Genomic DNA, 12,387 nt, shown 5'->3' on the forward strand with positions numbered 1-12,387 from the left:
TTAGGTACCAACAACAACAGAAAGTTTCATGGTTCCTTCACTCCTCACCTTCACTCTTAAAAATTAACGTAAGCATTCAGCTATCAGCATTCAGCGGTCAGTGGTCAGTGGTCAGCAGTCAGTTGTGGCACAGGCTTCCAGCCTGTGACTTAACTCAGATTAAACCAATGCTTACCTGTTTTATTAAAAAGCATCTCAAGTAGCACCATCTGTAGCGCATAAGCTGATAGCTGATAGCTGATAACTGATAGCTTAAACAACCCTAACGGACATACAAACAATGGCAGAATAATGGCTGTCCAGACTTGATAGAATTAATTTGATTTTTAATTCCCGCAAATCTGTAACCCAACTCTACCAAACAGTCATGTACCTCTTCAAACAATGGTTGTTCCTTATACAGAGGAACAAATGACATTTCTACCAGAACACATCGCCCTAGGGAAAATAGCTTTTTTCCTCCCTTAATCACTTTATCTTCAACCCCTTGGACATCAATTTTTATAAAAACATCTCTCTCCAATTGATCAGACTCTAATTCTGACTGTAATAGGTCATCCAGGGGGCAAACCTTTACTTTAATTTCACTTTCTCCTGATGTCTGTGGAAATTCCTTCTTACATAGTTCGCTTATGCGTAACATCGAAGAAGCTGGCCCGTATGAATTCTCATAAAAGAACTCTTCTCCTTCATAATCCGACAAAGCCACATTAAAAATTTTTAGATTAGGAATCTTAGCCGCTTTTCCTTCTAAGTCTGATAGATAAGATGGCAATGGTTCAAATACATAGGTCTGTTTAGCATTGAAGTAACAGGCTAAAAATTCTGCAAAATCGCCATTATTTGAGCCAATATCAATCACCGTCTTAATCGAATAATTTTCACGAACCCATCGCCATAGCTCCCTGCCTGGGTCCGGACTCGCTTCCACAATTTGTTTGTAGTCTGAAAGCCTTAGCAACTTTAAATTCATGGACGCTAACAGACGATTTACCAACCGACTAATTTCCTGTTTCACCGAAGCCATTTATTTATTTATTTACTCCTCGACAACTTAATAAACTAAGTTCATAAACTGGTCTGCTGTTCTAGTTTTGTCCTCATAGAACCTAGTTACTCGTCTCCGGAGATCCCGCTTATATCGATGATAATAAATTCCTTCCCATCGCTGCAAGTAAGCCTCTCGGTCATGGTCTAAAACAGCATTGTTAGTCTGGCGAACCGCTTCATTGCGATCATAATAATGTTCAACATAAGCCCCTGGACAATCTACAATCTCATAATTAAGCTCCCACATCTTTAAACAGAGATCCCCATCAGCTTTATAAAAGATATATCGCTCTTCATCCGCCCAGTCAACTGCTGCTAGCGCTTCTTTTAAGTACATACCATGATTAACAAACAGCTTGCCACCAAGGGTATGTTGTACATAGTATTCTTGATCCTCTGGCCAATTCCGAAAATAGAAAGCTACTCCCCCTATTTTGATGCCAGCTTTTTCCACCTCTTCAAACTTATCCAGCCCTAAATTAACCGCATTTGGTAATAGCAGACAATCATCACTGATCATCAAAATATATTTCCCTTTAGCTGATTTAAAGCCAAGATTCATAAAATACCCCCAACTGCGGCGCTTGAGTGGCTTTCCTTGGAATTCCCCTCGGTTATGTTGGATGATAGTAATAATATCTTTCTGCTGAATTAGCCATTCTAAAGAACCATCCGTTGACCCCCCGTCAATCACAATGATTTCATAGGGAACGCGAATCTGATTATCTCGAACACTTTGAATCGCTTTTTCCAGTAAAGGTCTACGGTTATAACTCCCTATCACCACCGAGACCATGCACGTTTTGTCAGAGCTAATTACCGGTTTAGCTAAAGACTTTAATATCTTCAAACGACTCAATTGTCCTGGATTAGCTAGTCCTGGATTAGCTAGTTGGGTAGGAGACTGAGTCAATGAGCCGTGATAAAACTTTTTGACTTGACGAAAAGGCTTAGCCAGAATTTTGATATAGTTCATAAGGCACTCCTGAACACACCTGTATGGAGCCATCACCAAGCTATTGAGCTTAACCTGATTTGGCCGTTATAGTGTCACCCTCGGGGATAATGATATCAAACTATCCCATTTTTTATGTTATAATAGTAAATCCCTATGGATAGATAAATCTAAAAATTTTTAGATTATCAAAGGGAGCAGGAAGCAGTGCGTAGGGTGCGTTAGGGGCGCGCCTTGCCATCATATTCAACGTCGTAGCCAGTAGCCCCGTAACGCACCACCAAAAGGCTCGCCCTGATTTTCCGCCTCTTCGCGCCTGGTTGGGATAGTCCGTCCGGAAATTGATCACGGGCAAGATGCCCGTTCCACCCCTGATGCCGGATATTGATCACGGGCAAGATGCCCGTTCCACAGATGGCGGAAATTGATCACGGGCAAGATGCCCGTTCCACCCCTGATGCCGGAAATTGATCACGGGCAAGATGCCCGTTCCACAGATGGCGGAAATTGATCACGGGCAAGATGCCCGTTCCACCCCTGATGCCGGAAATTGATCACGGGCAAGATGCCCGTTCCACCCCTGATGCCGGAAATTGATCACGGGCAAGATGCCCGTTCCACCCCTGATGCCGGAAATTGATCACGGGCAAGATGCCCGTTCCACGCCTGATGCCGGTTCCACCAATCTAGACGCGATCAATTCCCAACCGTTCCGCTGGATAGATAAAAGGAGAACCAGACAAGATTCCATCACAGATAATATCCAAACCTGGATCTGCACCAGGAAGTAATTGCTCTAGGCTAGTAATATTCAGCTTCACGTAAGGATTTTCAGATATGGGTTCGGTAAATTGTAGGGGAATCATCCGTCTGAAAAAGAAATGGTAGGCGTACATCCTGGCTCGTTTAAGGGCATTGGCATCCAACCGTTCACCAAGGGGTAGCTGATCCAAGCACTGGAAATACTCCTCTGCGGTAGAGGGATCCATAGTAATTCCCTTATCTCGGATCCAAGCTTCACCACCAACGATCACCGGAATGCCTACACTGGTCAACTCTACTCCAGTTTTTGTCCCATAAATAATCACCGAATCGCACTGCTCCATCGCTGCGTAGGTACTCACAGGACTTTCTGGAGGAATGATGAAAATATTTTTAGGCAATTGAGACCAGACCTTCTTGATTTCTGGCAACAAAGGTTGGCGAGAAGGCAACGTTCCCCGAATCTCTGCCGGATGAATCCGAATCAGCAGTTGTAAGTCAGGACGTTTAGCAAAATACTCAATCGTTTGGAGTACCCACGTTAGCATATTGGGGAAAGCTAAGCCACGATAGTGCAACTGGGCATCCCACATTACATTAGTGAGCATCCCAATCACTGGCTGGTTCAGGTCAAGCCCCATCTCCTCAGCATTTCGGCTAAATTCTTCATCAGGTTTTTCATGAAACCAAATCCAATCCCGAGTGCCCTGCCATCGACTTTTCAAATACTGTAGGATGTCATCTGTCATTGCCTCAGTCCAAGGCATGGTTTCCCAGCCATGGAGAGGCTCACTGAGCATAGTGTGATGATAAGTGTCTCCGTGGCTAAAAATAAAGCAACGCTTACGATAGGCAATAGCCCAGTTAACCACCCGCACTTGGCGTGAGCGACACACCTCACCAATGATGCCATGAGGTAAGTAGATGCCATGATTGAAGCAAGCAGCCTTAAAATTATACTTAGACAGTAGCTTACTGATAGCATACGCAGTCAGCAAAGCCCCTTCAAAATATCGACGCACCACGATTTCACTCTTGGGTTCGTTATCTAGATTCCCACTGGTAAAATAGCGCAACGCCCCAGCATAGGCATGTTCACCTATATTCCAGTTGCCCAGGCAATAGTTTTCAATCTCTGATAGCCGCACATGGGCTGCAATTTGTTTGGCTTCTTGCCTATCAAGCCCAGTGAGCAGTTCACTAAAGACATGGTTCGTCAAATGCAACGGTTGATAAAGATAACCACCGGTTGCGAAACAGTTTTGGCACTTGATCGTTTCTAAATCATAGTTTTCAATCCTTTCTTGAGGTGTATCCAGTTTTTGAAGATTGAGGCAGGCAGGCAGAGAATGGTCACACAGGAGAGTATGAACCTCTGCTCCTCTGAGGGTAAGGGCTACTGCTAGTAGACTTTCTGGTAGTGACAGTGGCGCTAATCCCCCTACGGTAGTTGCCATTAGCACCTGAGGTCCCTGGTGAGACCGTTGCTTGGCTTCTCTCCAGAGGGAGGGGTTAGTTTCGATAACAGGTCGCCAATCTAACAAGTTACTTTGCCCTAGTTGCCAAGAAAGTAAGGGACTTGGCTCTAGTTCGTCAGCACTAGTCAGAGACATATAATCAAGTCAGATACTTACTTCTCAAGGGATTATACCAAGTTCCTACTCGACAAATTTCCCTAAACTATGATAAGAATATACACACCGAAACAGAACGGGTGCGCTCCGGAAGCGAACGCGCCGTAACCAAAAGTGCGGGGTGGGAACACGACAGGGCGAATTTCTTCGCAGTATATGTTATGGTTCTAAAAATGCGCATCTAAGAACCAGTGGGGAGGCTAACTTGAATCCCTATATATATATTCGGTTCTATATCTTCGGTTCTATATCTTCGGTGTATAAATTATGACCTTATCCCTCAAGGCTAACACCGCACGGTGGCAATTCCAGCGCTATTGGGAGTTGCTGTATATATTAACAGAGCGAAATCTGAAGGGACGTTATCGAGGATCGCTTCTGGGAGTATATTGGTCTTTGTTAAATCCTTTGATTATGACAGGACTATATACAGCAATTTTCGGTGCTACCTTTGCCTCCTATTATGACAACTCAACCATTAACTATATTCTGGCTGCTTTTACTGGGTTGCTTGTGACTAACTTTTTCTCCGCTTCAACCAACCAAGCATTAGTCAGTGTAGTTGGCAATGGTGCCCTGTTGAATAAAGTTCGTTTACCAATAAGTGTCTTTCCGGTTTCAACCATTGCTGCTAATGTGTTTCAGTTAGCTGTTGGCAGCTTTCCTCTCCTAGCTATTGTCACGTTGCTTACTTCAAAAAGTGTAGTCAATTTGCTAGCGTTGAGTCTTCCGTTAATCGCCTTAATTTTGGTTAGTATCGGCATCGGGTTTCTCGTCAGTGTTCTCTATGTTTTCTTTAGGGATTTACCTTATTTCTATGAATTAGTATGCTTTGTGATCTGGATTAGCTCTCCAGTATTTTATCCAGCAGCAATTGTCCCAGAGGCGGTTAGACCCTTTTTGTTTTTAAATCCTTTATTGCCGATTATTGAAAGCATTCGACAGATTTCTTTGTCAGGAGGTTTGCCAAATGTAGGGTTAATTGGACACTCATGCCTAAGTGCCATAGTAATTGTATCCTTAGGCTGGACTTGCTTTCGAGTTTGGCAGCCTCACTTCATGGATTTGTTATAGATGACAGAAGAAGTTATTAGACTCGATCGGGTTTCATTGTGGCGAAGAACCCAAGAAGAGTTTTCCTATGACCTCAAAAAAACTATAATATCATTTTTGGAGGGAAAATACCGCAAACCTTCCAGGAATTTAGTCCTTGATGATATTGATCTAGCAGTAAAACCTGGGGAAAAAATCGGCATCATTGGACCGAATGGTTCAGGGAAATCAACCCTACTTAAAGTTATCTGTGGCATATTAAAGCCGACAGGGGGTCAGGTATGGATAAGAGGTGAAATCGCTCCGATGATTGAACTAGGAGCTGGATTCGATCCCGAACTTTCCGTAGTGGATAACATCAAACTCTATGGGGTGATGCTAGGTTTCTCTAAACAAGAGATGAAACAGAGAACCCCATCGATTTTGGAGTTTGCTGAGCTACAAGACTACAAGTTAATGCCAGTGAAGGGATTATCCTCAGGGATGTCAGCGCGGCTAGGCTTTGCCATTGCCACTGATGTACAGCCAGATATTTTAATTTTAGATGAAGTCTTATCCGTAGGGGATCAAAGTTTTAGAATTAAATGCCAGCGACGCATGGAAAGATTTTGGGAGGCTCATGCCACTGTTTTAGTGGTCTCCCATGATTTATCCTTTGTGCGCCATTACTGCAAGCGGGTGATTTGGTTAGACAAAGGCAGGATAAAGTTAGCGGGAGAGAGCAATGAGGTAGTCGATTGTTACTTGAATAGTGTTACCGAAGTGGTTTAACCTTAAAAAAAGTTAAAAGTTTTAAACAAACGTTAAAAGCTTAAGGTAAATGAAAGATGGTAATCTGAGCAGTTGGAATATAGTTAAACCCTATAGTTAAACCTGTAAAACCAGTATTATCACCCTGATAGTGATAATTCCGAGGAGGACGTGTGAGGATTTCAATTATAACTGTATGTAAAAATGCTGAGCGATTTATAGAGCGAGCGATCAAGAGTGTCGTCTCTCAGACCTATGAGGATATAGAGTACATTATTATTGATGGCAACTCCCAAGACAAAACTAAGGAGATTGCTCATAAATATAGTGATCAGATTAGCCGATTTATTAGCGAACCTGATGGCGGTATCTATGAAGCAATGAATAAGGGAGTTAGGTACTCGTCTGGTGAGTTTATTGCTTTTATTAATTCAGATGACTATTATCTTGATAAAAAGGTCATCCAAGATACCGTTAACTTCCTGTTGGCAAATCCCTCCTGTGATTTTTTGTATGGAGACCTAGAGGTTAGAGAGCAATCTGGGTCTACCATTTTAGTGAAACCTCCCTTGCCTGAAGACGTAGCTGATGAACTGATCTGTGGATGTTTGCCTCACCAAGCCAGCTTCTCCAGAGCTAACTTGTTTTTCTCTAAAATAGGGCTTTTCAATGAACGCTACAAAATATCATCGGATTATGAATGGTTTCTGAGGCTAATCCAGAATGAGACTGTGAAATTGTGTTACTATCCTCGGACAATCGCATCCTATTATGCAGGGGGACTTTCTAGTCAGTTAAGAAAATCTCTACCTGAAGCCCATAGTATTCAGAACCAATGCCCAATGTATAAAGATTCCTACTGGTTGAACAGAAGAATCCTAAAATATCAGGAATTCATCATTAACCTCAGAGAATGGCTTCAAAACGCCGAAAACGGTAGAAATACACTAAATTTCAACTATAAAGCCCTTGAAAACAAATATCAAGCCATTGAAACGGAATACCATGCCCTGAAGCTTGAATTAGAGCAAGCCCGGGCGAAAATTGCTCAGATTGCCAAAATTGCTGAGATGGAAAGCGGAATAAATCAGAATGGAAAAAGTGGTAATATCAAACTCAACTTGAAAAATTTGGAACAAGTCTGATTAGGATAGTACCTTAGACTAACAGATTAGACTAACAGGTTAGAAAGACTAACAGGTTAGAGGTTATCTCTTGCCAAAGTTATTGCCAAGTTTTTTTCAGGTTTGTGTGAGGAGCTGTGTCATATGCCAAGTAATAGGTCAAAATCAGAACTAGATTATGTGATTGCTCCTGAGATTAAAGACGATGATTTTTATAAAGCGATTCAGAGGATAGCTCGGGAAGAAGATATCAAGACGGTTCTAGAAATCAGGTCTTCATCCGGTGCGGGAAGCACCGAAGCGTTTGTGAAGGGACTCCGGGAAAACCCGTCTAATCCAGTGTTATTCTGTATGGAGGTTTCACAACCTCGTTTTGCTGAGTTAAAGGAACGCTATCGGCAGGACTCTTTTGTCAAGTGCTACAATATTTCATCAATTTCCCTAGAGCAGTTTCCTAGGGAATATGAGGTTAGGAAATTTTATCATTCCCATCGTAGCCCTCTAAATAATTACCCTCTTGAACAAGTCTTAGGTTTGCTTCGTCAAGATATCGATTATGTTAGGGAAATGGGAACCTCTGGAGATGGGATTGAAACGATTAAGCAAGAAAACCAGATCGAGGATTTTGATCTAGTCTTAATCGACGGCTCCAAGTTCACGGCTCAGGTTGAATTGGATCAGGTTTACGGATCAAAATTTATCCTACTTGATAATATTTGTACCTACAAAAATTATAGTAATCACCATCGGTTATTAAGAGATAAAAACTATAAACTGATTGAGCAAAATGCTTCTGTGCGCAATGGTTACTCCATTTTTGCTAAAGCGGATAGCCCTCATTCAGCTGAAAAGTCAGGTGAAGCCTCAACCCCTCTTCCAATCAATTTTTTTACGATTGTTATCAATGGTGAACCCTTCATTCGCTATCATATTGACGTCTTTAGTAAACTGCCATTCCGATGGCATTGGCACATTATTGAAGGTGTAGCGAAATTGAAGCATGATACTGCCTGGAGTTTAGCTACGGGTGGGTATGTCAGTGATGAAATTCACCATAATGGTCGTAGTATTGATGGCACCACAGAGTATCTCGACCAACTGATGGAACGCTACCCTGACCAGATCACCGTCTATCGCAAACCTGATGGGGTTTTCTGGGAGGGCAAGCGAGAAATGGTGAATGCTCCCCTTGAGAATATCCAACAAGAGTGTCTGTTGTGGCAGGTAGATGTGGATGAGTTGTGGACAACTGAGCAAATCTGTAAAGCCCGACAGATGTTCATCGACCAACCTGACAAGACGGCTGCTTTCTTCTGGTGTTGGTATTTCGTTGGAAAAAATTTAATTGTTAGCAGTCGCAATTGCTATACACAAAACCCCAAACAGGAATGGTTGCGTGTGTGGAGGTTTCAACCGGGAGCTGTCTGGGCAACCCACGAACCCCCAAGGCTAGTCCAACCGTCGTCAACTAATCAGTCAAATCAGTCAGCTAATCATGGGCAAGATGTAGCAAGCATCAATCCATTCCTACATCGAGAAACCGAAGCACAGGGACTGGTCTTTCAACATTTTGCTTATGTAACACCGGAACAATTGCAGTTTAAGGAGAGCTACTACGGCTACCAGAATGCTCTGGCCGAGTGGCAGGGACTACAGCAGCAGTCTGAATTTCCGGTTTTTCTGCGTCAACATTTATCTTGGGTTGAAGATGAAACCCTGGTTGAACCGGCGGATATCTGTGGTATAGTGCCGATTGCTCAGAAGGAGCCTGACGGCGAAAAATGGCAGTTTTTGCAACTGGAAGAATTTCAGCAACAAACTATGAAGATTGAAATACCATTCCCCCAAATTGTGGTTGATGGGGTATTTTTCCAATTTTTTCCTAACTCTGGGATTTCCCAAGTCTGGAAGTCTTTGCTAGAGGAATGGGCAACTAATGGCTTTGCTGACCATGTGATTGTTTTAGACCGGGCTGGAACGGCTCCGAGGATTCCTGGAATTCGCTATCGCCCTATTCGAGCTTACGATTACAACAAAACGGGAGCAGATGCTGACTTGTTGCAGGAAATCTGTGATGAAAAGGGGGCTGATCTATTCATTTCCAGCTACTATACCGCACCCCTATCTACTCCTTCTGTATTTATGGCTTATGACATGATTCCAGAGGTGATTGGTGCCAATCTTAACGAAGCAGGTTGGAAAGAAAAGCATTACGGTATCTTACACGCTTCACGTTATATTACGATCTCTGAAAATACGGCTCGAGATCTGATTAAGTTTTTCCCCCATATTTCCCCGTCCAAGGTAACGGTAGCTCACTGTGGGGTCAAAAAGGTTTTTTCCCCGGCAAGCGATGATGATATCAATGAGTTTAAGACTAAATTCAAGGTGACCAAACCTTACTTACTCTTAGTAGGAGAAAGAACTGGTGTTAATGGCTATAAAAACGCTATCTTTCTGTTCAGAGCATTATCTAAGCTGGTGGATAAGGAAGAGTTTGGGGTAATTTGTGTCGGTGGTAGACCTGAGTTAGAACCTGAGCTAGCTGCCCTGGCAGAAGGGATAACAACGATGGTTCTGCCCCTGAGTGATGAAGAATTAAAAGTAGCGTATTCTGGTGCGATCGCTCTGGTTGTCCCCTCTCTGTACGAAGGGTTCGGATTACCAGTTACCGAAGCAATGGTTTGTGGTTGCCCTGTAATTACCTGTCGTCACTCCTCTCTTCCTGAAGCAGCTGGGGAAGCAGCATTGTATGTGGATCAATCTAATGTTTACGAGCTGATTGATGCGCTCTACAAAGTTCAAAACCCAGAGGTTCGTAACCCGTTGATTGCTGATGGGTTTGAACACGCGAAGAAATTTTCCTGGTCAAAGATGGCCGATACCGTGGTAGAGGTTCTGGTCGAAACTGCCAAGACCATCAAAAATGATGGTACTGGTCTAGGTTCCACCCTTTGGGGAGAATTCAGGAAGTTACAGGCTCAAATCCAAGAACAGCTACCCCCAAGTCCGTCCCCAATTCAAGTTCAGCCAACTCAGCTTCCGTCAGGAGATCTCGAACAGCAATTGATGTACGCAGAGGCTCAACTTCAACAAAAACAGCGGGCACTTCAAGAAGCGGGGTCAACTCTAGCGGCAATGGAGTCCAGTAAATTCTGGAAACTGCGGGTAGGCTGGTTTCGACTAAAACCTCTGTTAGTTCCAGTAGTTAGTCTAATTTTAGGGATCAACTTACTACTGCTATCTACCGCTATGTATGCTGATAGGACTCTAGTAAAACTAACCTCATTCGTTTCTCCTGTCCAAGGAAATCTATTCTTTTCTCTTGGCGGTAGTTTGTTGTCCATTGCACTAATGTTAGGTATGGTGGGCTATCTTGGCTATATGAAGCCTCAGGTTCTCCGCAGGGTCAGAATTGTCATGGGTAGTGGGGGATTAGGGTTGATAGGTTTGACGGTACTACAGAATATTAACCTGTTGTAGATAACTGCCTAGTTTTCCAAGTCTTAATTCTTAAGACCCTTTATTTTTATTCCCTCTCTGGGGACTTAATTAAAAAAAGGCTTTTCAATCCGGACTTGTGATCAGACGTAAGTTCGAGCTAATTTATCAACACCTCCCTACAACAACAAGATGACACAAACGTTAAGACATATCTGTTGGTGTGGAAATACTGAGCTAACTGAATTTTCCCCCGACTACTTGGCGTGCTCTCAATGTGGCACTCTAGTGTCAAAAACTGGTTTGAGGGCTGAGCAGCTCCGTATAAAGGATGATAACCATGACTTCTACGGTAAAGAGTACTGGTTGTCTTATCAGACCGAGCATTATGGTTTTCCTGATATTCGTCAACGAGCCCGTCAAGACTTACCAGAGCGATGCCTCTACTGGCTGCGTACTCTGATGGCTTATAAACTACCGCCAGCCAAAGTGCTTGAGTTAGGTTGTGCTCATGGTGGCTTTGTGGCAATGATGGGCTGGGCAGGTTTTGAGGCTATGGGTCTGGAGCTTAGCCCTTGGGTTGTGGAATTTGCCCAACAGACATTCAATATGCCCATTTTGTCAGGACCGCTCGAGGATCAGCAGCTAGAACCAGAATCTTTTGATGCTATCGTACTCTACGATGTCATGGAGCATCTACCTGATCCAGTGGCTACCATCAGCCATGGGGCATCTCTTCTCAAGGAAGATGGTATTTTCATTGTCCAGATGCCAAATTATGAAGAGGGTAAAACCTATTCAGAGATGGTTGCTCAAAAGGATCATTTTTTAAAGCTAATGCAACCTATTGAGCATATCCATCTTTTGAGTCGGCGAGGGGCTTCGCAATTCTTTAAGAACCTCGGTTTTGAGTTTCTGCAATTTGAACAACAGTTGTTCGACTATGATATGTTTTTCGTAGCTAGTCGGCAGCCTTTTGTTCCCTATACTGATGAGCAAATTAGTTACTATCTGCTCAAGAGTCAATCTGGGCGAATGGTTCAGGCATTACTGGACAAATCCTCTGACTTTAATAAACTCAAATTTCAGTATCAAAACATCCAAGTTCAGTATCAAACTATCGAGACTAGGCGTGCTGAACTTCTGAAGATTATTGAGCAACAGGGTCAAGAGATAGCTTCCTTGCGCTCTCAGGTCAGTGCAACTGTCACAGACCTCCAGCAGACTAAATCACAATTAATCCAAGCCCACTCAGACCTTCAACATACTCAGTCACAATTAAATCAATCAAACTTAGACCTTCAAGATACTCAGTCACAATTAAATCAATCAAACTCAGAAAATGAACAAAATCAATCACAATTAACCCAAATACACTCAGAACTTCAGCATACTCAATCACAATTGGCACAGTCACAGGAAAAAATTCAGCATTTTCAGCAAAATCAATTACAGCAGATTCAGAACCAACTGAACGAAGCTAAGGCTAAGTTGAAGGTAATTAATGTAGAAATTGCGGCCATGAAGACCAGTAAGTTTTGGAAATTGCGATCGCTCTGGTTCAAATTTAAAGGGTTTGTCGGTTTACCTACAGATAACGAATAAAATTTTCAATAAT

Annotated in this window: 9 protein-coding genes; 6 read left to right on the forward strand and 3 right to left on the reverse strand. The window is 42.9% G+C overall.

The features are described 5' to 3' along the window. Nucleotides 1–203: hypothetical protein (locus tag F6K51_RS11545; RefSeq protein WP_293020434.1), on the forward strand; the 203-nt coding region annotated here is incomplete at its 5' end. A 59-nt stretch (nt 204–262) separates the two neighbouring features. Here the strand turns inward: F6K51_RS11545 and F6K51_RS11550 are convergent. From F6K51_RS11550 to F6K51_RS11560, 3 genes are all read right to left on the reverse strand, one after another. Continuing rightward, on the reverse strand, nt 263–1,027 hold the full coding sequence (locus F6K51_RS11550) for an FkbM family methyltransferase (protein WP_293020435.1): 765 nt from the start codon (nt 1,025–1,027) through the stop codon (nt 263–265). Nucleotides 1,028–1,054: 27 nt separating this feature from the next. After that, nucleotides 1,055–2,026, reverse strand: a complete 972-nt coding sequence (locus F6K51_RS11555) for a glycosyltransferase (RefSeq protein ID WP_293020436.1) — start codon at nt 2,024–2,026, stop codon at nt 1,055–1,057. Nucleotides 2,027–2,691: 665 nt separating this feature from the next. Then, nucleotides 2,692–4,380 carry a capsule biosynthesis protein gene (locus tag F6K51_RS11560; protein ID WP_293020437.1) on the reverse strand — a complete coding sequence of 563 codons (1,689 nt, stop codon included), beginning with the start codon at nt 4,378–4,380 and terminating at the stop codon, nt 2,692–2,694. A gap of 288 nt (nt 4,381–4,668) precedes the next feature. On the opposite strand from F6K51_RS11560, the gene F6K51_RS11565 reads away from it, so the two are divergent. The 5 genes from F6K51_RS11565 to F6K51_RS11585 all read left to right on the forward strand — a co-directional run bounded on the left by F6K51_RS11565 (nt 4,669) and on the right by F6K51_RS11585 (nt 12,374). Then, a complete protein-coding gene (locus F6K51_RS11565; RefSeq protein ID WP_293020438.1) occupies nt 4,669–5,475 on the forward strand; it encodes an ABC transporter permease in 807 nt (268 codons plus the stop codon). Then, entirely contained in the window at nt 5,476–6,225 is a 750-nt protein-coding gene (locus tag F6K51_RS11570; protein WP_293020439.1) for an ABC transporter ATP-binding protein, read from the forward strand. It abuts the gene before it with no gap. A 152-nt stretch (nt 6,226–6,377) separates the two neighbouring features. Further along, the gene (locus F6K51_RS11575) at nt 6,378–7,349 is read left to right on the forward strand and encodes a glycosyltransferase (protein ID WP_293020440.1); all 972 of its coding nucleotides are present in this window, start codon (nt 6,378–6,380) and stop codon (nt 7,347–7,349) included. Between the two features lie 123 nt (nt 7,350–7,472). Then, nucleotides 7,473–10,811, forward strand: a complete 3,339-nt coding sequence (locus F6K51_RS11580; RefSeq protein ID WP_293020441.1) for a glycosyltransferase — start codon at nt 7,473–7,475, stop codon at nt 10,809–10,811. Between the two features lie 150 nt (nt 10,812–10,961). Next, nucleotides 10,962–12,374, forward strand: a complete 1,413-nt coding sequence (locus F6K51_RS11585) for a methyltransferase domain-containing protein (protein ID WP_293020442.1) — start codon at nt 10,962–10,964, stop codon at nt 12,372–12,374. The last annotated feature ends 13 nt before the right edge of the window (nt 12,375–12,387 follow it).

The sequence above is a fragment of the Moorena sp. SIO3I8 genome, from assembly GCF_010692325.1.
In the GTDB taxonomy this organism is placed as follows: domain Bacteria; phylum Cyanobacteriota; class Cyanobacteriia; order Cyanobacteriales; family Coleofasciculaceae; genus Moorena.

What these genes read in the sequence shown, in the direction of transcription:
- F6K51_RS11550 (WP_293020435.1), bottom strand. Translation starts at nt 1,027, where the DNA reads ATGGCTTCGGTGAAACAGGAAATTAGTCGGTTGGTAAATCGTCTGTTA.
- F6K51_RS11555 (WP_293020436.1), bottom strand. Translation starts at nt 2,026, where the DNA reads ATGAACTATATCAAAATTCTGGCTAAGCCTTTTCGTCAAGTCAAAAAG.
- F6K51_RS11560 (WP_293020437.1), bottom strand. Translation starts at nt 4,380, where the DNA reads ATGTCTCTGACTAGTGCTGACGAACTAGAGCCAAGTCCCTTACTTTCT.
- F6K51_RS11565 (WP_293020438.1), top strand. Translation starts at nt 4,669, where the DNA reads ATGACCTTATCCCTCAAGGCTAACACCGCACGGTGGCAATTCCAGCGC.
- F6K51_RS11570 (WP_293020439.1), top strand. Translation starts at nt 5,476, where the DNA reads ATGACAGAAGAAGTTATTAGACTCGATCGGGTTTCATTGTGGCGAAGA.
- F6K51_RS11580 (WP_293020441.1), top strand. Translation starts at nt 7,473, where the DNA reads ATGCCAAGTAATAGGTCAAAATCAGAACTAGATTATGTGATTGCTCCT.
- F6K51_RS11585 (WP_293020442.1), top strand. Translation starts at nt 10,962, where the DNA reads ATGACACAAACGTTAAGACATATCTGTTGGTGTGGAAATACTGAGCTA.